Origin of the sequence: Micromonospora yangpuensis (genome assembly GCF_900091615.1) — a bacterium.
Classification (GTDB): domain Bacteria; phylum Actinomycetota; class Actinomycetes; order Mycobacteriales; family Micromonosporaceae; genus Micromonospora; species Micromonospora yangpuensis.
The window spans coordinates 5,105,879-5,125,946 of the sequence record NZ_FMIA01000002.1 but is presented as its reverse complement, the minus strand read 5'-3'; the positions used below and the strand labels follow the sequence as shown (position 1 = coordinate 5,125,946).

Sequence of the window (20,068 nt, the reverse complement as noted above, 5' to 3'; positions counted from 1 at the left end):
GAACCCGCCCGTCGGTCCGACGGCGGTGAGCTGGCCGTACCGTCCGGCGGTCCATCGACCGGTGCGGCGCGGCGGCCGACCGGCGGGCGCGTACCCTTGGGCATCATGAGCGTCCCGTCGACCACGCCGCGCCCCGCCGCGACGAACTCCGTCTGGCCCCGCCTGGAGCCGTTGCTGCCCCAGGTCACCAAGCCCATCCAGTACGTCGGTGGCGAGCTGGGCGCGGTGGTCAAGGAGTGGGACGCGGCGACCGTCCGCTGGGCGCTGATGTACCCGGACGCGTACGAGGTGGGCCTGCCCAACCAGGGCGTGCAGATCCTCTACGAGGTGCTCAACGAACTGCCGGACGTCCTCGCCGAGCGCACCTACGCGGTCTGGCCGGACCTGGAGGCGCTGATGCGCAGCCACGGCGTGCCGCAGTTCACCGTCGACGCGCACCGCTCGGTGCGGGACTTCGACCTGTTCGGTGTGTCGTTCTCCACCGAGCTGGGCTACACCAACCTGCTCACCGCGATCGACCTGGCCGGCATCCCGCTGCTGGCCGCCGAGCGGGGCGACGCCGACCCGGTGATCGTGGCCGGCGGGCACGCCGCGTTCAACCCGGAGCCGATCGCCGACTTCGTCGACGCGGCGGTGCTCGGTGACGGCGAGGAAGCCGTCCTGGAGATCACCACGATCGTCCGCCAGTGGAAGGCCGAGGGCTGCCCCGGGGGCCGCGACGAGCTGCTGCTGCGGCTGGCCCGGACCGAGAGCGTCTACGTGCCGCGCTTCTACGACGTGGACTACCTGCCCGACGGCCGGATCCAGCGGGTAGTGCCCAACCGAGCGGACGTGCCGTTCCGGGTGCACAAGCGCACCACGATGGATCTGGACGCCTGGCCGTACCCGAAGAAGCCCCTGGTGCCGCTGGCCGAGACGGTGCACGAGCGGTACGCGGTGGAGATCTTCCGGGGTTGCACCCGGGGGTGCCGGTTCTGCCAGGCCGGCATGATCACCCGGCCGGTACGGGAGCGGTCGATCACCACGGTCGGCCAGATGGTCCGCGAGGGGTTGGAGTTCTCCGGTTTCCACGAGGTCGGCCTGCTGTCGCTCTCCTCGGCCGACCACTCCGAGATCGGCGACATGTGCTCCGGCCTGGCCCAGCAGTACGAGGGCACCAACGTGTCGTTGTCGCTGCCGTCGACCCGGGTGGACGCGTTCAACATCGACCTCGCCCAGGAGCTGTCCCGCAACGGCCGGCGGACCGGCCTGACCTTCGCCCCCGAGGGCGGGTCGGAGCGGATCCGCAAGGTCATCAACAAGATGGTGACCAAGGAAGACCTGATCCGTACGGTCGTCACCGCGTACACCAACGGCTGGCGGCAGGTGAAGCTCTACTTCATGTGCGGCCTGCCCACCGAGACCGACGAGGACGTGCTGGAGATCGCCGAGATGGCCCACGAGGTCATCCGGGCCGGTCGGGCCGCCACCGGCAGCAAGGACATCCGCTGCACCGTCTCCATCGGCGGGTTCGTGCCGAAGCCGCACACCCCGTTCCAGTGGGCGTCCATGCAGTCGCCGGAGGTCATCGACCACCGGCTCAAGCTGCTCAAGCAGGCGATCAACGCCGACCGCTCGCTGGGCCGCGCGATCGGCTACCGCTACCACGACGGTGAGCCGTCGCTGATCGAGGGCCTGCTGTCGCGGGGCGACCGCCGGGTCGGCGCGGTGATCCGCCGGGTCTGGGAGAACGGCGGCCGGTTCGACGGCTGGAGCGAGCACTTCTCGTACCGGCGCTGGGTGGACGCGGCGGCCGAGACGCTGCCCGCCTTCGGGTTGGACCTCGACTGGTACACCACCCGGGAGCGCGACGAGCTGGAGGTCCTGCCCTGGGACCACCTCGACTCGGGCCTGGACAAGGACTGGCTCTGGCAGGACTGGCAGGACTCGCTCAGCGAGTACGAGCAGGAGGACTGCCGCTGGACGCCGTGTTTCGACTGCGGCGTCTGCCCGGCCATGGACACCGAGATCCAGATCGGTCCCACCGGCCAGAAGCTGCTGCCGCTGACCCCGGTGGGCGGCAACGGCCTCAAGGTGCCGGTCAGCGGCCACTCCCACTGACCACCGGCGCTGCCGGAGGTGACGGTGCGGCGCTGACCCGATCACCGTACGGGGACCCGGCTGCGTGGCGGCTCGACCGCTGCGCCAGGATGGGGCGCACAGGCAGGCAGAATCCGAGGAGCACACGATCGCCAGAAAGCCTCAACCCGAAGGCGGCCAGGCGCCGGTCGTCCAGCGGGTCCGGATCCGGTACGCCAAGCGCGGGCCGCTGCGCTTCACCTCGCACCGGGACTTCGCCCGCGCCTTCGAGCGTGCGCTGCGTCGCGCCGGTGTCCCGATCGCCTATTCCCAGGGTTTCACCCCGCACCCCAAGATCTCGTACGCCAGCGCGGCGCCCACCGGGGTCGCCAGCGAGGCCGAGTACCTGGAGATCGGGTTGCGGGAGCCGGTCGATCCGGACGCGCTGCGCGCGGCGCTGGACGCGGCCCTCTCGCCCGGTCTCGACGTGGTCGACGCCGTGGTCGCCGGCGGGGGCAGTCTCGCCGACCGGATCGAGGCGTCGTCCTGGCGGATCGAGCTGCCCGGCGTGGAGCCGGACGTGCTCGCCGCCGCCGTGAAGTCTTTCACCGCCGCCGAGGAGGTGCAGGTCGAGCGGATGACGAAGCAGGGGCGCCGGACGTTCGATGCCCGATCTGCGGTTATTCATATTGATATGGCGGAGCAGGCGGCGGCACCTTCCGGGGACACGGCCGTCCCGTGTGCGATACTCGAACTGGTCGTACGGCAGGTCACCCCGTCCGTGCGTCCCGATGACGTCCTTTCCGGCCTCCGCGTGGTGGCCGCCCTGGAGCCGCCGGTGTCACCGCGAGTGACTCGGCTGGCGCAGGGCACGTTGACCGCGCAGGGTGCGATCGTGGATCCGTTGGAGGCGGACCGCGACGGGGCAACCATCGTCGAGCACTGACCGGACGGTCGGCGCTCGGGTAGGCAGACTTCGGCGGGCGCGCACCACGCGCGTTCGCGGAACACCTTTTGCGGCAACCCTGCGTGGCAGCGCTCACCCGCGCCCGGGGCAGCCAGAACTGGAGAACGTCCATGCTCGAGAACGAGCCCGAGGGCGGCGAGCGGACCGGTTCGCAGCCGGCCGGCGACACCGCTGCCAACACCGTCGACACCGCTGCCGAGGGCGGACCCGGCACCCCGGAGGCCACCGCCCCGGACGCCGACGTGCAGACCGCCGGCGCGCCCAGCGGCGAGGTGGCCACCGGCGAGGCCCCCGCGGGGCCGGCACCGACCCGGCGTACCCGGGCCACCCGCCGCCGGACCGCTCCCCTCGACCCGCCGGAACAGACCGACGTCCCGGTCGAGGCGTCGACCGGTGCCGCGGCGGTCAGCTCGGAGGCCCCGCAGGCGGAGGTCCTCGCCCCGGTGGCCGGCGACCTGGACGCCGCCCCGAAGACCCCGCGCCGTCGACGTAAGGCCACCACCAGCCAGAAGGCGGCCGAGGAGCCGCTGGTCGCCACCGAGGTGGAGGAGGCCGGTGCGGAGGTCGTACCGCCGGTCAAGGTGACCCGGACCCGCCGGAAGAAGGCCACCGCCGCCCCGGCCGAGACTGCCGCGCCAGCGGAGCCGGGGGAGACCAGCACCGCGCCGGACGGGACCGCTGAGCCGGCTGGGGCCGCTGGGGTCGCTGAGCCCGCTGAGCCCGGAGGGACCACGGTGCCGGCGGAGCAGGCCGGGACCGGTAAGGCGACCCGGGCAGCGCGCACGAGTCGCGGTACGACGCGGCGGGGAACGCGCACCAGTGGGGCCGAGGCCGGCTCCGGCGAGGTACCCCCGTCCGTCAGCGTCTCCGTTCCCGCCGAGGCGCCCGAGCCGCCGGCGACCGAACCGAACCCCGCCGTGGCACCGGCCGGACCGCCCGCGCTTCCCGAGTCGACGGAACAGCCCGCGACCGGGATGATCGCCGGTTCCGCCGAGTTGCCCGGTGTCGCCGGACCGGAGCCCGAGTCCGCAGCCGTCGCCGAGCCGGCGGAGGAGGCCCCCGTGGTCGAGCCCGTCGAGCCGCGTACCCGGCGCCGCCGGGCGGTGCTCTCCGCGCCGACCGTGCTCTTCATGGCACCGCAGCCCGACGAGGTGCCGGTGGCCCGGCCGGTGGAGGCGACGGCCCGGCCGGTGGAGCCGGTCGTGCCCGTCGAGCCGGTCGTGGTCGCCGAGGAGCCGACCGAGTCGCCCCGCCGCCGCCGTCGCGGCCGTCGGGACGCCGAACCGGTGGAGCCGGTCGAGGTGGCCGAGGAGGAGCCGGTCACCGAGGCCGAGGAGGTCGCCGAGGCCGACGAGGACGACGACGACGAGAGTGCCGCCGGTCGGCGCCGTCGCCGGCGGGGTCGCCGGGGCCGTGGCCGGGGCAAGGGTGGCGCGGACGACGACGCCGACGCCGAGGAGTCGGCCGAGGACGAGAGCACCGAGGCGGAGACCGACGAGGCCGAGGAGGAGGACGAGGGCGACGGCCTGACCCGCCGCCGGCGTCGTCGGCGTCGCCGGGGAGCCGGTGAGGCCGAGAGCGGGACCGACGACGGCGTACCCACGGTCGTCAAGATCCGCGAGCCGCGCAAGGCCGTCGACGAGGTCCAGGGCGTGTCCGGCTCGACCCGGCTGGAGGCCAAGCGCCAGCGCCGCCGGGATGGCCGTGAGCAGCGCCGGACCCGTCCGCCGATCCTGAGCGAGTCGGAGTTCCTGGCCCGCCGGGAGGCGGTCGACCGGGTGATGGCGGTACGCCAGCGCGGTGACCGGACCCAGATCGCCGTCCTGGAGGACGGGGTGCTGGTCGAGCACTACGTGACCCGCAACACCTCCGGCACCATGGCCGGCAACGTCTACCTGGGCAAGGTGCAGAACGTCCTGCCGAGCATGGAGGCGGCCTTCGTCGACATCGGGCGGGGACGCAACGCCGTGCTGTACGCCGGCGAGGTGAACTGGGACAGCACCGGCCTGGAGGGGCGGGCCCGTTCCATCGAGCAGGCGCTGCGCTCCGGCGACTCGGTGCTGGTGCAGGTCACCAAGGATCCGATCGGGCACAAGGGCGCCCGGCTGACCAGCCACATCGCGCTCTCCGGTCGGCACCTGGTCTACGTACCCAACGGCAACGCCTCGGGGATCAGCCGCAAGCTGCCGGACACCGAGCGCAAGCGGTTGCGTGACGCGCTGAAGAAGCTGGTGCCCGACGGTGCCGGCGTGATCGTCCGGACCGCCGCCGAGGGGGCCAGCGAGGACGAGTTGGCCCGCGACGTCAAGCGGTTGCAGGCGCAGTGGGAGGACATCCAGGCCAAGTCGACCTCCGGCGGTGCCCCGGTGCTGCTGTACGAGGAGCCCGACCTGGTCATCCGGGTGGTCCGGGACCTGTTCAACGAGGACTTCCGCGAGCTGGTCATCGAGGGCGACGAGTCGTTCGGCATGGTCGAGTCGTACCTGTCGCACGTCTCGCCGGATCTGGTCGACCGGGTACGCCGGCACGTCGGCACCTCCGACGTCTTCGCCGAGTACCGCATCGACGAGCAGATCCTCAAGGGGCTGGACCGCAAGGTCTTCCTGCCCTCCGGCGGGCACCTGGTGATCGACCGTACCGAGGCGATGACCGTGGTGGACGTCAACACCGGCAAGTACACCGGTGCCGGTGGCAACCTGGAGGAGACGGTCACCCGGAACAACCTGGAGGCCGCCGAGGAGATCGTCCGGCAGCTCCGGTTGCGGGACATCGGTGGCATCGTGGTGATCGACTTCATCGACATGGTGCTGGAGTCCAACCGTGAGCTGGTGTTGCGCCGGCTCACCGAGTGCCTGGGCCGGGACCGGACCAAGCACCAGGTCACCGAGATCACCTCGCTCGGCCTGGTGCAGATGACCCGCAAGCGCATCGGGGCGGGGCTGCTGGAGGCGTTCAGCGAGAACTGCGAGTGCTGCAAGGGCCGAGGTCTGATCATCCACACCGAGCCGGTGCCGGAGAAGCCGCGCTCCGGTGGGGCCGGGGACCGGGTCAAGGCGGTCGCCTCCGCAGTCACCGCACCGCCCGAGCCGGCCGCCGGCAGCTCGGCACGGCGGCGGGGGCGCAAGGGTGGCCAGCCGGAGCGGACCGTGGTCGAGGTCACCGAGGTCACCGGAGACGCCAGCTCCAGCCCCAGCCCCAGCACCGAGTACCACGACACGATGGGCTACGACCTGTCCCGGTACGAGGCGGAGACGCCGGCTGCCGCGGACGTCGCCGACGCTCAGCCGGTCGGCGAGTCGGCCCGGCTGGCCGCACCGGACGACCCGGACGCGCTCGGTGACGGCGAGACCGACGGCGACTCCGACGGCAACGGCCGTCGCCGGTCCCGCCGGGGCGGCGCCCGTCGGCGTACCCGCCCGTGAGAGGTTGACGGTTCAGGCATCCTGACAGGGCTCCTTCCCCGGTACCGCCGGTGGGAGGAGCCCTGTCGTATCGTCCAGAGCCCGTCCCGCCGGCCTGACCGGTCACCCCGGCTAGGAGAGCCAACATGCGTCGCCTGCTCGCCACCGCCCTCGTTCCCCTGGCCCTGCTGGCCCAGGCGGGCTGCTCCGCCGACTCCGACCAGGGGCGGCCAGCAGCCTCCGGTGCCCCCGTCGGTGCCGTCCCGTCCGTCGGCGCGAGCGCCGCCCAGGTCTGCGCCGCGGCCCAGCAGGCCGGCTCGGTGGCGGTGCAGACCTACGTCGACGAACTCGGCCGGATGATGGTCGCCACCGGGGCGAGCGACACCCAGGGCGCCGAGGCCGCCCGACAGCGGGCCGAGGGGGCGCTGACCGGCTGGCGGACGACGCTCCGGGAGCTGTCGACCAGGGCGACCGACCCGCCGCTGCGTACCCTGCTTACCGACATGGCCGACGAGGTGGAGGCGAAGGGCGCCGACCTCGACGAGCTGGACGAGACCGAGCTGGACCGGCTCCAGCAACGCCTCGACCAGCTCTGCACGAAGTAAGGAAGGGCCCCCGCTTAACGCCTACGGTAGAGAGGGTCACCCTTCTCACACCGGTGGGCGGGGGCCGGCTGGTCTCGTACCGGTGGGTGGGGACCGGCTGGTCTCGTACCGGTGGGTGGGGCCGGGCGGCCGGGGTCCCGGTTTGGGACTCGGCTAGGCGATGGCGTACGCTACCTTGCGGCGTACTTTTGTGCGCCGAGTTCTCGCTGCCCGGGCCGCCGTGCTCAGGGCACCTGGCGGGCGCGTCGTCCGGCGCGTCGACGTCACCTGGCGGGCACGTCATCGGGTGGACACCCTCTGACGTGTCCACGCCATCTGACGTGCCGCCGCCGCAGCAGGAACGAACCGGGCCGGCAACGGTCGGGAAAAGACGTTAGCAGCCTCAACGACAGGGAGTGCGCCTCCGATGTACGCGATCGTCAAGACCGGCGGCAAGCAGTACAAGGTCGCCGAGGGCGACGTGATCGAGGTCGAGAAGCTCACCGGTGCCCCCGGTGACGCGGTGAAGCTCACCGCGGTGCTCCTCGTCGACGGTGACGACCTGGTGACCGACGCGGCGAAGCTTGCCGAGGTCGCGGTGTCCGGCGAGATCGCCGCGCACACCAAGGGCCCGAAGATCCGGATCCACAAGTTCAAGAACAAGACCGGCTACCACAAGCGCCAGGGTCACCGCCAGCCGTTGACCCAGGTGAAGGTGACCGGCATCTCCAGCGGGAAGTAGGTCGTCGGAACATGGCTCACAAAAAGGGTGCGTCCAGCTCGCGTAACGGTCGCGACTCCGCGGCTCAGCGGCTCGGCGTGAAGCGTTTCGGTGGTCAGGTGGTCAGCGCGGGTGAGATCCTCATCCGTCAGCGGGGCACCAAGTTCCACCCCGGCGACCTGGTCGGCCGCGGTTCCGACGACACGCTCTTCGCGCTGGCCGCCGGTTCGGTCCTGTTCGGTACCAAGCGCGGTCGCAAGACCGTCAACATCGTACCGGCGGGGCAGTAGATCTCTCAGCGAAGCGGGCCGCGGACCTGGTGTCCCGGCCCGCTTCGTCTTTTTCTCGCGCGGGGTCTGCCCCGCTGGAAGGATTGTCGGCGTGACGACGTTCGTTGACCGGGTCGTCCTGCACCTGCAGGCCGGCGACGGCGGGCACGGCTGTGTCTCGATCCACCGGGAGAAGTTCAAGCCCTTCGGCGGCCCGGACGGTGGCAACGGCGGGCACGGCGGCAGCGTCTCCCTGGTGGTCGACCCGCAGGTGCACACGCTGCTCGACTTCCACTTCCGCCCGCACGTCAAGGCCGACAACGGCAAGGGCGGGGCGGGTTCCAACCGGGACGGCGCCAACGGGCGTGACCTGGTGATCAAGGTACCGAACGGCACCGTCGTGCAGACCCTGGACGGTACGGTGCTGGCCGACATGGTCGGTGCCGGCACCACTTTCGAGGTGGCCCGGGGCGGCCGGGGCGGCCGGGGTAACGCCTCACTTGCCAACGCCCGGCGTAAGGCGCCCGGCTTCGCCGAGCTGGGGGAGCCCGGCGACCAGCTGGACGTCGTGCTGGAGTTGAAGAGCGTCGCCGACGTGGGTCTGGTCGGTTTCCCGTCGGCCGGCAAGTCGTCGCTGATCTCGGTGATCTCCGCGGCCAAGCCGAAGATCGCCGACTACCCGTTCACCACGCTGGTGCCGAACCTGGGCGTGGTCCGGGTGGACAACCACACCTTCACCGTCGCCGACGTGCCGGGTCTGATCCCGGGTGCGGCCACCGGAAAGGGCCTCGGGCTGGAGTTCCTGCGGCACGTCGAGCGGTGTGCCGTACTGGTGCACGTGATCGACACCGCGACGTTGGAAGCGGGCCGCGATCCGCTCGCCGACATCGACACCATCGAGGCGGAACTGGCCGAGTACGGCGGCCTGACCGACCGGCCCCGGCTGGTCGCGCTGAACAAGGTCGACGTGCCGGACGGCCGGGACCTGGCCGAGATCGTCCGCCCGGACCTGGCCGCGCGTGGCCTGCGGGTGTTCGAGGTCTCCGCGGCCACCCGCGAGGGGCTCAAGGAGCTCATGTACGCGATGGCGGAGCTGGTCGAGCAGGCCCGCGTCACCGCCGTACCGACCGAGCCGGCCCGGATCGTGCTCCGCCCGAAGGCGGTGGACGACGCCGGCTTCACCATCGAGACGGAGTCCGACGGCTCGTACACCGTCCGGGGTACCCGACCGGAGCGGTGGGTGCGCCAGACCAACTTCGACAACGACGAGGCCGTCGGCTACCTGGCCGACCGGCTGGCCCGCCTCGGGGTCGAGGAGAAGCTCGCCAAGGCCGGCGCGAACCCCGGCGACCTGGTCCGGATCGGCGAGCGGGAGTTCGACTGGCAGCCGACCCTCTACGCCGGCGCCGACTTCGTCCCCGGCAACCGGGGCACCGACGTACGGCTGGAGGAGAAGTCCACCCGGGTACCCGCCGCGGACCGGCTGGCCGCCCGCAAGGCGCGCCGTCAGCGCCCCGCCGACGAGCAGCTGTGGGCCGATCCGGACACCGGCACCCTCGGGCCGGCCAGTGCCCAGGACGGCGAGTCGGCCGACGCCGACGCCATCCCGGCCGACCTCGACGCCACCCCGAGCACGCCGGACGCGACCGCCGGCGAGCGGTGATCCGCCCGGTCGGCCGCCTGCGCGGTCGGTGACCTGACCGCGGATGCTGTCGCGGTCGGTGGCGACCCGGTCGTGGTGGCCGGATGGACCGCTGCGCTCCGGCTGCGGGCCGGGTACCGGAAACCTGTCCGACATGCGGTACCCCTAGCGTGTCGGCATGCTTATCGAGTTCCGTCCCGTCGCCGATGCCGAGATCCTCGCGCTGGTCACGGCCCAGCAGCGGGAGCTGCGCGAGGCCGACGGCGGGCTGGACGGGCAGACGACGTCGACCCGCGACGACATCTGTTACCTCGTGGTGGTGGTCGCGGGCCGGGCGGTCGCCTGCGGCGGCCTCCAGGAGCTGGACCGGGCGACCGGTGAACTCAAACGGATGTACGTCCGACCGGCGCACCGTGGTCGGGGCATCGGCCGGCAACTCCTGGCCGCCCTGGAGGAACTCGCCTTCCAACGGGGGTACGAGACGCTCTGCCTGGAGACCGGGACGTACCTGCCGGCCGCGATCACGCTCTACACCTCCTGCGGGTACGAGCCGATCCCCGTCTACGGCGAGTACGTCGACAACCCGTACAGCGTCTGTTTCGGCAAGCGCCTCCCGGTCGCGGCCTGACGGCACGCGGCGGCTCTCCGGAACCACCGTCGAAGGGCGACCATCCGGTGCTGGTAGACCCGGCAGCTTGGTGATCCCCGGTCAGGGACGGTCGATCGGCTGGTCCAGCCGGCCGGCGGAGGCACCGGCGCGCGGGGAGAGCAGCAGCCCCAGCACGAGCATGCCGAAGCCGAGCAGCAGGTGCAGCCAGTTGTCGGCCCCGTTGACCGGCAGGACGTTCACCGTCCGGTCGGCGTTGCCGTGCTCGACGACCAGCCCGTAGATCCAGAGCGCCAGGTAGACCGCGCCGCCGACGGCCAGGTAGCCGCGGGCGCCGGCGACACTGCGGGCGAGGACCAGCCCGACCAGCCCGAAGACCAGGTGCACCAGGTTGTGCAGGACCGACACCTGGAAGATCCCGAGCAGCCTCGCGCCGGAGGTGTGCCCGGAGAAGGTCAACTCTGCGTAGCCGGTGGTGATCCCCGGCACGAAGCCGAGCACGCCGACGAGCACGAAGACCCCGGCCACGACGGTGGCGGCCAACCTGACCGGGGGGCGTGGCCGGGGGCGAGCCTCACGCGCCATCGGGGCACCTCCTCGGACCACCGGAGGACCGTACCGAGAGTGACGGTCCCGCTTCGATCCTCCATCCTGTACCGCGGCCAGCGGGCGGCGCAGAGAAATCGCGATACGCGCATGGGGCGAAAGACCAGGGGTACGTGACTGGTGACGGCGGCGTGGACGCCACCGCGACACCGATCGGTGTCGAACGTTGACCACCACCGCGACGATCTTCCGAGCGGAAGGCTAATCATGACCTACGATCCCTCATCTTCCCTGCCCACGTCCGACCAGCCGACCCATGACCTGGGCGTACGCGATCAGGCCCGGCAGGTCGGTGCGGAGGCCGCGCACACCGGCGGTGCGGTCGCCCAGCACGCCAGGGAACAGGGTCGCGAGGTGGTCGACGAGACCGCCCGCCAGGCCCGTAACCTCTACGGCGAGACCCGTACGTAGCTCACGGCCCAGGCCGGTGAACAGCAGCGACGGGCCGCCGGCGGACTTCGTTCGCTGGCCGACGAGATGCGGTCGATGGCCGAGCAGGGTGGCCAGTCGGGGCCGATGACCGAGGTCGCCCGGCAGGCCGCCGACCGGGTGCACGGGGTGGCCGGTTGGTTGGAGGAGCGGCAGCCCGGCGACATCCTGACCGAGGTGCGCGACTACGCCCGGCGCAACCCGGGGACCTTCCTGGTCGGCGCCGCCGTGCTCGGCGTGCTCGCCGGTCGGTTGACCAGGAACATCTCCGCGGCCAGCAACGGCAGCGGCAACGGGGCCGGTGCCGTCGGGCAGAGCCACGACCCGGAGGCGACGGCCGTCATCCCCACGTCCCGTGGGATGTCGGACGCGGTGCCACCGGGTGGCTACCTCGACCCGACCCCCGGCACCTTCACCGAGCCGACCCCCGGCTTCACCGACGAGGCCCCCGGCTACCCCGACCCGAACCCTCGCTACGCCGACCCGGCACCGGGCTACGCCGACCCGGCACCCGGCTACGGCGACCCGCAGGAGCCGCGCGGCACCGGGCAGCCGTTGCCGCCGGTGAGTCAGACCGACCCCCTGCCCGGGGTGCCGTCGAGCGCATCGGTCCGCCCGTGAGCGGCCTGACGAACCCCAGGGAGGTGGCGACATGACCACACCGACGCAGGGGGCCGGCCCGGCACCCGGGTACCAGCCCCACGATGGTGTTCCGCTCACCGCCGACGAGGTCCGGGGCAGTTCCCTCGGTGACCTGATGCGGCAGGTCACCACGGACCTCTCCACCCTGCTGCGGCAGGAGGTGGAACTGGCCAAGGCGGAGATCCGCGAGGAGGGACGCAAGGCCGGCAAGGCCGCCGGCTTCTTCGGCGGGGCGGGATTCGGCGGCTACATGGTCGCCCTGTTCCTGTCCATCGCCCTCTGGGCCGGCCTGTCCAACGTGATGGACGGCGGCTGGGCGGGGCTGATCGTCGCCGTCCTGTGGGCCGGGATCGCCGCCGTCCTGTACTCGATGGGCCGCAGGCACGCCCAGCGCGTACGCGGGCTGAAGAAGACCAACGAGAGCGTGCAGCGCATCCCCGAGGCGCTCAGCCCCCACCCGGAGGGAGTCACCCGATGAGCACCGACCCCGAGCAGATCCGCCGGGAGATCGAGGCGACCCGCGACAGCCTCAGCACGGATGTGGACGCCCTGGCGTACAAGGTGAGCCCGGGCCGCATCGTCGACGACCGTAAGCAGCGGGCCCGCGGCGCGCTGCAGAATGTGAGGGACAGGGTAATGGGAACCGCGTCCGACCTCGGTCACACCAGCAGAGACGGTGCCCACGCGGTGGGCGACCGCGCCTCCTCGGCAGCCGCCAGCGTCGGCGACGCGGCGCAGTCGGCCGCCCACACCGTCGGCGACGCCGCCCAACGGGCCCCGCGGAAACTGCGGGAGAAGTCCGAGGGCAACCCCCTCGCGGCGGGGCTGATCGCCTTCGGCGTCGGTTGGCTGGCCTCCTCACTGATTCCGGCCACCGGACGGGAGCAGCGGGCCGCGACCCAGGTGAGGCAACGGGCCGCCGAGCACAGCGGCGCGGTCAAGGAGAAGCTCGGCGAGGTGGCCGGTGAGCTGCGGTCGGAGCTGAGGGAGCCGACCCAGCAGGCCACCGAATCGGTCCGGAGCACCGCGCAGGAGGCCGTGCAGACGGTCAAGGACGACGGCAGGTCGGCCGCGTACGAGGTCAAGGACCACGCCCAGCAGGCCCGGCACTGATCTCCGACAGCCCACCGACGTCCGTCTCGCGGTCGCACCCCTGGTGGGTGTGACCGCGAGGTCGGCTCACCGGGTACGCCGGACGTTGCGGATCACGAAACGGCTCGGCGGCAGCGCCGGCATCCGGCGCAGGTTCAAGGCGAGGTTCTGCGGCGGCACGTCGTAGCGCATGGCGCCGGTCAGGGTGTGCACCGCCCGCTTCATCAACTCGATGGTGATCCACTCGCCGGCGCAGCGGTGCCCGGCGAGGTGCTCGCCTCCACCCTGGGGGACCAGCGCGAACGGGTCGCCCCGCCAGTTGGCGAACCGGTCCGGGTCGAAGCGGTCCGGCTCCGGCCAGAGGTCCGGATGGTGGTTGGTGCCGTACAGGTCGAGCAGCACCCGCCGGCCCTGGGGAAAGTGGTAGCCCTGCCAGTCGAAGGCACGCCGGACCCGGGCCCCGGCGACCGGGAAGAACGGGTAGTGGCGCCGGACCTCCTGGACGAAGCACTCGGCGGTCTCCTCGCCGGCCCGGACCCGTTCGCGCCACTGCGGGTGGTCGTGCAGGGCCAGCGCGGCGAAGACGACGTACCGGTCCACCGCGACGGTGGGGCGCAGGACGTTGAGCAGCTCCACGGCGGCGATCCGCGGCGGCAGTGGACGGCCACCGGGGTCGAGGTGTCCGGCGATCACGGCGAGTGCGCTGCCCGGCGGCGCGGGCAGCGCACCGCTACGGGCCCGTTCGACGACGTCGGTGATCCACCGTTCGGAGCGCCGGCGGGCGAGGCGCCCCCGCCAGTGCCGGGGGCCGAGCGCCGCCGGTGCGGCGATCATCGCGTGCAGGTCGGCGTTGCGCCGGGCCACGGCGGACTCGGCCAGCGGCACACCCGCCCAGGCGCAGACCGCCCGGGTCAGGATCTGGCCGACCTCGTCGTAGAGGACAACCCGGTCGGCGCGTTCCCAGACCGGGATCCGGGCCCGCCACTCGTCGTCGACCAGCTGACCGAGCTGCCGGAGTGCCGACGGGGTCATGATCGACATGAACATGGCCTTGCGGTCGCGGTGCGCCGGGCCGTCCAACCCCTGCACCCCGCCCACCCCGACCAGGGTGCGCTGGACGCGCTTGGGGCTGGCACCGTGGCGTTCGAACCGGTCGGTGTCGTAGAACAGCTGTGCGCCGGCCCGGCCGCGTAGGCAGATGGTCCGTTCCAGCAGCAGCCGGGCCTCGAAGATGTCGCTGTCGTGGCGGGCGCAGCCGTTGCTGATGAACCGGTAACCGTCGCGCCGCAGCGCCAGCGTGCTGTCCGGACTGCGGTCTGCCGGGATCGTGGCCATCCGGCCCCTCCTGTGGCTGCTCTGGGCTGTCGTCGGGCGCGGTAGTTCGGTGCGGCCTACCCCGGGGAGCGCCACTGAATCCGAGCGGAGCGCACAGTCGCCCTGAGGAGGGACCCAATGCCCGCCTGCTGTCCGGTCCCGGGGGAGGGACCAGGCGAAGACCGGTCTGGCCCCTCCCCTGGAGGCGGAAACCTGGTTGGCTCGATGCAACGGTGAACGACGGGGAGGCGCCGTGGACGACGGGGAGGCACAGATGCGGGACAACAGATCGCCGTACTGGCGGCAGCGGGCGGCGGCCGACACGGCTCCGGCTGGTCCGGCCCCGGCTGGTCGGGCTCCGGCTGGAAAGGCCCCGGCTGGTCGGGCCCCGGCTGGAAAGGCCCCGGCCGGTCGGGACGAGGGGGCCGGGCAGCGCGGCGCGCCACCGGCCACCATGCTGCTGCGGGCAGGCAGATCACCCCGGCGCTTCACCGTGCATCTCGGGTTCGAGGCGGCCGACCCGGGCGAGGCCCTCGAACTGGCGGTCGGGTACGCCGAAGCGCTCAGTCTGCTCCGTCCGGAGCTGGCGCTGGGCGCGTCGGCGCTCTCGCCGGCGGATGCCTGGCACCGGGCCGAACGGTTGTTCTGCGGGTCCGTCGGGCCGGACGACGAGCACTGCGTCGACGTGGCGGGACATCCGGGGTTCCACCACGCGCCCGGCCCCGGCGGCCTGGGCTGGGGTGACGGCGACCGGCCGCCGGCTGACCACACCGGCCGGGATGGCGGCGACTGATCGTCGGCGCGGCGGCATCGGCAGAAGCGGTCGATGCCGCCGCGCCCCGGTCGACGGCGGCTGGCCGGCTCGACGGCGGCCGGCCAGACAGCGGCCGATCCGGACCAAGCCAGCCTCCAGTCAGTCCAGGTCGAACTCGCCGTCCTGGGCGCCGGCCACGAAGGCGTCCCACTCTGCCTGGGTGAAGACCAGGACCGGCCCGTCCGGCTCCGCCGAGTTGCGCATGCCGATCAGGTCGTCGACGAAGGCCACCTCGACCGCGCTCTCGGAGGTGTCTCCCTCGGCCCGTTGCCAGACCGCCCGGGACAGGTCGAAGTCGCCCTTGGGGTGCTGACCCATTGTTGTTTCCTCCATCGCGAAGCGTCATGGGGAACACGTCCGGTTCCCATCGGGCAGGATAAGCGGATGCCGAGCCTGACCCGTGTAGAGGCGACCGCGCGTGGCGCGATGATTACCGTGCTGTCCTATCAGGTGGACCTGGACCTGACCGGCGGGGAGCGGTTCCGTTCCCAGGTCACCGTCCGGTTCCGCGCCGCCGCGTCAGCCGAGACCTTCGTCGAGGTCAAACCCGCCCGACTGCTGGCGGTACGCCTCAACGACCGGGACCTCGATCCTGGCGCCCTGACCGAGAACCGGTTGCCGCTGACCGGGCTCGACGAGGAGAACACGCTATTCGTCGAGGCCGAGATGGCGTACTCGAACACCGGTGAGGGGGTGCACCGCTTCGTCGACCCGGCCGACGGCGCGACCTACCTGTACGCGATGTCGTTCCTCGACGACGTGCAGCGCATCTTCGCCGCCTTCGACCAGCCCGACCTCAAGGCGCCGGTGACACTTTCGGTGACCGCCCCACCGGAGTGGACGGTCGCCGCCAACGGGCAACTCGCCGACCAGCCGAGCCCGGGACGGTGGGAGTTCGCCCCGACGGCGCCGCTGGCGACGTACCTGGTCAGCTTCGTCGCCGGCCCGTGGCACGTGCGCTCGGACTCGCACGACGGGATCCCGCTCGCCGTCTACTGCCGACGGTCGCTGGCCGAGCACCTCGACGCCGACCTGGCGGAGATCATGACGGTGACGAAGCAGTGCCTCGACCGGTTCCACGAGATGTTCGACGAGCGCTACCCGTTCGGCAAGTACGACCAGGCGTTCGTGCCGGAGTTCAACGCCGGCGCGATGGAGAACCCGGGCCTGGTCACCATCCGTGACGACTACCTCTTCCGGTCGGCGGTCACCGACAGCCAGCGCGAGCTGCGCGCCACCGTGATCGCCCACGAGATGGCCCACATGTGGTTCGGTGACCTGGTCACCATGCGCTGGTGGGACGACCTGTGGCTGAACGAGTCGTTCGCCGAGTACCTCGGCACCCGGGTCGCCGCCGAAGCGACCCGCTTCGACCGGGCCTGGGTCACCTTCGCGCTGCGCCGCAAGGCCTGGGGGTACGCCGCCGACCAGCGCCCCTCCACCCACCCGGTGGCACCGCACGAGGTGCGCGACGCCGCCGAGGGCCTGCTCAACTTCGACGGCATCTCGTACGCCAAGGGCGCGAGCGTGCTGCGGCAACTGGTCGCCTGGCTCGGCGACGAGGCCTTCCTGACCGGGCTCAACGCGCACTTCGCCGCGCACCGGTTCGGCAACGCCACCCTGGCCGACCTGCTCGACAGCCTCGCTGCCGCCAGCGGGCGCGATCTGCGCGACTGGTCCGCCAGGTGGCTGCGCCAGGCACAGGTCAACACGCTACGTGTGGCGGCGAGCGTGGCTGCCGACGGGCGGTACGCCGAGGTCGCGGTGGTGCAGACCGCACCCGCGTCGCATCCGGTGCTGCGGCCCCACCGGATCGGCGTCGGCCGGTATCTCGCCGACGGCACGGTGCTGCGCGACGAGGTGGACCTCGACCCGGAGACCGACCGGGGCCGGACCGTGCTGTCCGGGCTGTCCGGTCAGCCGGCGGCCCGGCTGCTGCTGCCCAACGAGGGCGACCTGACCTTCGCGAAGGTACGCCTCGACCCGGCCTCAGCTGAGGCCGTACCACTGGTCCTGCCGGACCTGGCCGACCCGCTGGCCCGCGCGGTGCTCTGGGGTGCGGTGTTGGACGCGGCCACCGACGGGCAGTGGCCGGTGGCCGACCTGGTCCGGCTGCTCGCGGTGGCGCTGCCCGCGGAGCCGGAGGTGATCATCGTCGAGGACGTGCTCAAGCTGAGCCGCCCGTTGGTCGACAGGTACCTGGAACCGGCCGACCGGGACGCCGCGCTGGCCGTGGTGGCGCGGACCTGCGCGCAGCTGCTGGCGACCGCACCGGCCGGCAGCTCGGCGCAGCTGGCCGCGGCCCGGGGGTTGATCGCCGCCGGATCCGACGGTGACCTGCTGACCGGCTGGCTGGCCGGCCGGGACGTACCGGACGGGTTGCTCGTTGACGCGGAACTGCGGTGGGCGCTGCTGCGGCGGCTGGTGGTGCTCGGCGCGGCGGGCGCGGCGGAGATCGACACGGCGGCGGCGGCCGACCCCAGCGCGGCCGGGGCGGAACGGGCGGCCGGCTGCCGCGCCGCGCTGCCGGAGGTGGCCGCCAAGGAGGCCGCCTGGGAGATCGTCACCCGCAACACCGACCTGTCCAACCGGCTGGTCGAGGCGACCGCGGGCGCCTTCTGGCAGCCCGAGCAGGCCGAGTTGACCGCGGTGTACGTCGACAGGTACTTCGCCGAGATGCCGGCGGCGGCGCTCCGGCGTACCCCGTGGGTGGCCGACGAGGTCGCGTCGCTGGCCTATCCCCGCTACGCCGTGGCGCAGAGCACCCGGGAGTTGGCCGCGGCCCTGCTGGCCCGCGACGACGTGAGCCCCGGGCTGCGCAGGGTGGTGACCGACGCCGACGACGACCTGCGCCGGGCGCTGCTGGCCCGGACGGTCGCCGCGGCGGTGGTGGCCACCTGACCTCTCCCGCCACCCCTGCCTCGACGGTCCGTCGTGGCCCCCTGGCCCCTCGTCGCGCCCTGCCCCCGGCGGTCCGTCGTGGCCACCTGGCCCCTCGTCGCGCCCCTGCCCCGGCGGTCCGTCGTGGCCCCCTGACCCCCGTTGCCCCTGTCCCGGCGGTGGCGGGGTGTGAGAAGGGTGCCCTTCTCTACCGGAGGCGTTAACAAGGGGCCCTTCCTTCAGGGGCATACGATCATGGGGTGGGGGATGACATTCGGCGGGTGGGGATCATGGGTGGCACGTTCGACCCGATCCACCACGGGCACCTGGTCGCGGCCAGCGAGGTGGCGGACCGGTTCGGGTTGGACGAGGTGGTCTTCGTGCCGACCGGACAACCGTGGCAGAAGGCGGACACTCCGGTCAGCCCGGCCGAGGACCGCTACCTGATGACGGTGATCGCCACCGCGTCCAATCCGCGTTTCCAGGTCAGCCGGGTCGACATCGACCGGGACGGGCCCACCTACACCGTCGACACCCTGCGTGACCTGCACGCCCTGTACGGTCCCCGGACCCAGCTGTACTTCATCACCGGGGCGGACGCGCTGGAGCGGATCCTGTCCTGGAAGGACCTGGCGGAGATCTTCGAGTTGTCCCATTTCATCGGGGTGACCCGGCCCGGCTTCGAGCTGACCGACGCGCACCTGCCCGCCGACACGGTCAGCCTGGTGCAGGTCCCCGCCATGGCGATCTCGTCCACCAACTGCCGGGAGCGGGTCGGCCGGGGCGAGCCGGTGTGGTACCTGGTGCCCGACGGTGTGGTGCAGTACATCGCCAAACGGGGCCTCTACCAGGGAAAGTAGAGGCTTTTATGCCGGTTTGCGGCCAGAACTGCCCGGCCGGTACCGCGCACCGTGTGAGACGCTTGAAGCCTCGCACAGCTGATCGAAGGAGAACGGTGACAGTTTCCGAACGCGCTCACGAGCTGGCCATCGCCGCCGCCCAGGCCGCCGCCGACAAGAAGGCGCAGGACATCGTCATCATCGATGTTGGCGACCAGCTCGCCATCACCGACGCGTTCCTGCTCGCCGCCGCCCCCAACGAGCGTCAGGTGCTCGCCATCGTCGACGCGATCGAGGAGCGGCTGCTCGACCTCCCGGAGAAGGCCAAGCCGGTACGGCGCGAGGGTGAGCGCGGTGGGCGTTGGGTGCTGCTCGACTACGTGGACATCGTGGTGCACGTGCAGCACACCGAGGAGCGGGAGTTCTACGCCCTCGACCGGCTCTGGAAGGACTGCCCGACCATCCCGTTCGTGGACCGGGACCTGGTCGACGCCGACGCCACCGGTTCGACCACCGCCTCGGCGGAATGACCCGGCTGATCGTCTGGCGGCACGGCAACACCGACTGGAACGCCGCCAGCCGGGTCCAGGGGCAGACCGACGTGGCCCTCAACGACCTGGGCCGGGAGCAGGCCCGGACCGCCGCGCCGCTGCTCGCCGCGCTGCGTCCGGACGCGATCGTGGCCAGCGACCTGAGCCGCGCCGCCGACACCGCCGCCGCCCTCGCCGCGGTCACCGGGCTGCCGGTCCGCACCGACGCCCGGCTGCGTGAGCGGCACTTCGGGCAGTGGCAGGGTCTGCTGCTCACCGAGGTCAAGCAGCGGTTCGCCGCCGAGCACGCCCGGTGGCGCGCCGGTGACCCGGACCCCGGTGCGGGGATCGAGAGCCTCGACGACCTCGGCAAACGGCTGGGTACGGCGTTTCAGGAGGCAGCCGACCTGGTGCCCGGCGGCACCGTGGTGGTCGCCACCCACGGCGCCGGAGCCCGGCAGGGCTGCGGTCACCTGCTCGGATGGGACCATGCCGTGCTGCGCACCGTCGGCTCGTTGCAGAACTGCCACTGGACCGAGCTGCGTCACAACGACGCCCGGGGCTGGCACCTGTACGCGCACAACGTCGGCCCGATCACCGCGACGGTCGCCGCCGAGGCGGTCTGAGGCCGCCCGTTCCGGCGGGCCGGGCCGACATCGGCTAGCGTGCCGGG

Annotated in this window: 20 protein-coding genes; 17 read left to right on the top strand and 3 right to left on the bottom strand. The window is 72.3% G+C overall.

Annotated features, from left to right (window positions below; translation table 11 throughout):
• The first annotated feature begins 105 nt into the window (after positions 1-105).
• The 8 genes from GA0070617_RS23090 to GA0070617_RS23055 all read left to right on the top strand — a co-directional run bounded on the left by GA0070617_RS23090 (position 106) and on the right by GA0070617_RS23055 (position 10,270).
• Entirely contained in the window at positions 106-2,100 is a 1,995-nt protein-coding gene (locus GA0070617_RS23090; RefSeq protein WP_091442513.1) for a TIGR03960 family B12-binding radical SAM protein, read from the top strand.
• 184 nt (positions 2,101-2,284) lie between these two features.
• Positions 2,285-3,004 (top strand): TIGR03936 family radical SAM-associated protein, encoded by a 720-nt coding sequence (locus tag GA0070617_RS23085; RefSeq protein ID WP_091447101.1) that lies wholly within the window; start codon positions 2,285-2,287, stop codon positions 3,002-3,004.
• A gap of 131 nt (positions 3,005-3,135) precedes the next feature.
• Positions 3,136-6,447, top strand: a complete 3,312-nt coding sequence (locus GA0070617_RS23080) for an Rne/Rng family ribonuclease (protein ID WP_091442510.1) — start codon at positions 3,136-3,138, stop codon at positions 6,445-6,447.
• Between the two features lie 125 nt (positions 6,448-6,572).
• Entirely contained in the window at positions 6,573-7,031 is a 459-nt protein-coding gene (locus GA0070617_RS23075; protein ID WP_091442506.1) for a hypothetical protein, read from the top strand.
• 406 nt (positions 7,032-7,437) lie between these two features.
• A complete protein-coding gene (rplU, locus tag GA0070617_RS23070; protein ID WP_007464063.1) occupies positions 7,438-7,752 on the top strand; it encodes a 50S ribosomal protein L21 in 315 nt (104 codons plus the stop codon).
• A gap of 11 nt (positions 7,753-7,763) precedes the next feature.
• Positions 7,764-8,021, top strand: coding sequence for a 50S ribosomal protein L27 (rpmA, locus tag GA0070617_RS23065; protein ID WP_091442502.1), 258 nt, complete (start codon positions 7,764-7,766; stop codon positions 8,019-8,021).
• 91 nt (positions 8,022-8,112) lie between these two features.
• Complete coding sequence (gene obgE, locus GA0070617_RS23060) at positions 8,113-9,663, top strand: GTPase ObgE (protein ID WP_175440627.1); 1,551 nt, start codon at positions 8,113-8,115, stop codon at positions 9,661-9,663.
• Positions 9,664-9,820: 157 nt separating this feature from the next.
• Positions 9,821-10,270, top strand: coding sequence for a GNAT family N-acetyltransferase (locus GA0070617_RS23055; protein WP_091442499.1), 450 nt, complete (start codon positions 9,821-9,823; stop codon positions 10,268-10,270).
• A gap of 81 nt (positions 10,271-10,351) precedes the next feature.
• Here GA0070617_RS23055 and GA0070617_RS23050 read toward each other — a convergent pair whose 3' ends face one another.
• The gene (locus tag GA0070617_RS23050; RefSeq protein WP_091442495.1) at positions 10,352-10,834 is read right to left on the bottom strand and encodes a DUF4383 domain-containing protein; all 483 of its coding nucleotides are present in this window, start codon (positions 10,832-10,834) and stop codon (positions 10,352-10,354) included.
• Between the two features lie 228 nt (positions 10,835-11,062).
• Here GA0070617_RS23050 and GA0070617_RS31740 point away from each other — a divergent pair, with 228 nt between their 5' ends.
• From GA0070617_RS31740 to GA0070617_RS23035, 4 genes are all read left to right on the top strand, one after another.
• Positions 11,063-11,266 (top strand): hypothetical protein, encoded by a 204-nt coding sequence (locus tag GA0070617_RS31740; protein ID WP_229688470.1) that lies wholly within the window; start codon positions 11,063-11,065, stop codon positions 11,264-11,266.
• A 75-nt stretch (positions 11,267-11,341) separates the two neighbouring features.
• Entirely contained in the window at positions 11,342-11,905 is a 564-nt protein-coding gene (locus GA0070617_RS23045; RefSeq protein ID WP_229688469.1) for a hypothetical protein, read from the top strand.
• A gap of 31 nt (positions 11,906-11,936) precedes the next feature.
• The gene (locus GA0070617_RS23040) at positions 11,937-12,404 is read left to right on the top strand and encodes a phage holin family protein (protein ID WP_091442492.1); all 468 of its coding nucleotides are present in this window, start codon (positions 11,937-11,939) and stop codon (positions 12,402-12,404) included.
• Positions 12,401-13,039, top strand: coding sequence for a DUF3618 domain-containing protein (locus tag GA0070617_RS23035; protein ID WP_091442488.1), 639 nt, complete (start codon positions 12,401-12,403; stop codon positions 13,037-13,039). Before GA0070617_RS23040 ends, GA0070617_RS23035 begins: the two co-directional genes overlap by 4 nt.
• Positions 13,040-13,105: 66 nt before the next feature.
• Here GA0070617_RS23035 and GA0070617_RS23030 read toward each other — a convergent pair whose 3' ends face one another.
• Positions 13,106-14,353, bottom strand: coding sequence for a cytochrome P450 (locus GA0070617_RS23030; protein WP_091442484.1), 1,248 nt, complete (start codon positions 14,351-14,353; stop codon positions 13,106-13,108).
• A gap of 253 nt (positions 14,354-14,606) precedes the next feature.
• Between GA0070617_RS23030 and GA0070617_RS32080 the strand changes: the two genes are divergently transcribed.
• Positions 14,607-15,125 carry a hypothetical protein gene (locus GA0070617_RS32080; RefSeq protein WP_091447097.1) on the top strand — a complete coding sequence of 173 codons (519 nt, stop codon included), beginning with the start codon at positions 14,607-14,609 and terminating at the stop codon, positions 15,123-15,125.
• A gap of 120 nt (positions 15,126-15,245) precedes the next feature.
• On the opposite strand, the gene GA0070617_RS23020 is transcribed toward GA0070617_RS32080, so the two are convergent.
• The gene (locus tag GA0070617_RS23020; protein WP_091442482.1) at positions 15,246-15,464 is read right to left on the bottom strand and encodes a DUF397 domain-containing protein; all 219 of its coding nucleotides are present in this window, start codon (positions 15,462-15,464) and stop codon (positions 15,246-15,248) included.
• A 66-nt stretch (positions 15,465-15,530) separates the two neighbouring features.
• On the opposite strand from GA0070617_RS23020, the gene pepN reads away from it, so the two are divergent.
• The 4 genes from pepN (at position 15,531) to GA0070617_RS23000 (ending at position 20,021) form a co-directional block, all read left to right on the top strand.
• Complete coding sequence (pepN, locus tag GA0070617_RS23015; protein WP_091442461.1) at positions 15,531-18,047, top strand: aminopeptidase N; 2,517 nt, start codon at positions 15,531-15,533, stop codon at positions 18,045-18,047.
• 239 nt (positions 18,048-18,286) lie between these two features.
• Positions 18,287-18,886, top strand: coding sequence for a nicotinate-nucleotide adenylyltransferase (gene nadD, locus GA0070617_RS23010; protein ID WP_091442457.1), 600 nt, complete (start codon positions 18,287-18,289; stop codon positions 18,884-18,886).
• Positions 18,887-18,981: 95 nt separating this feature from the next.
• A complete protein-coding gene (rsfS, locus tag GA0070617_RS23005; RefSeq protein ID WP_091442454.1) occupies positions 18,982-19,395 on the top strand; it encodes a ribosome silencing factor in 414 nt (137 codons plus the stop codon).
• Positions 19,392-20,021 (top strand): histidine phosphatase family protein, encoded by a 630-nt coding sequence (locus tag GA0070617_RS23000; protein WP_091442450.1) that lies wholly within the window; start codon positions 19,392-19,394, stop codon positions 20,019-20,021. The genes rsfS and GA0070617_RS23000 overlap by 4 nt, the downstream gene beginning before the upstream one ends.
• The last annotated feature ends 47 nt before the right edge of the window (positions 20,022-20,068 follow it).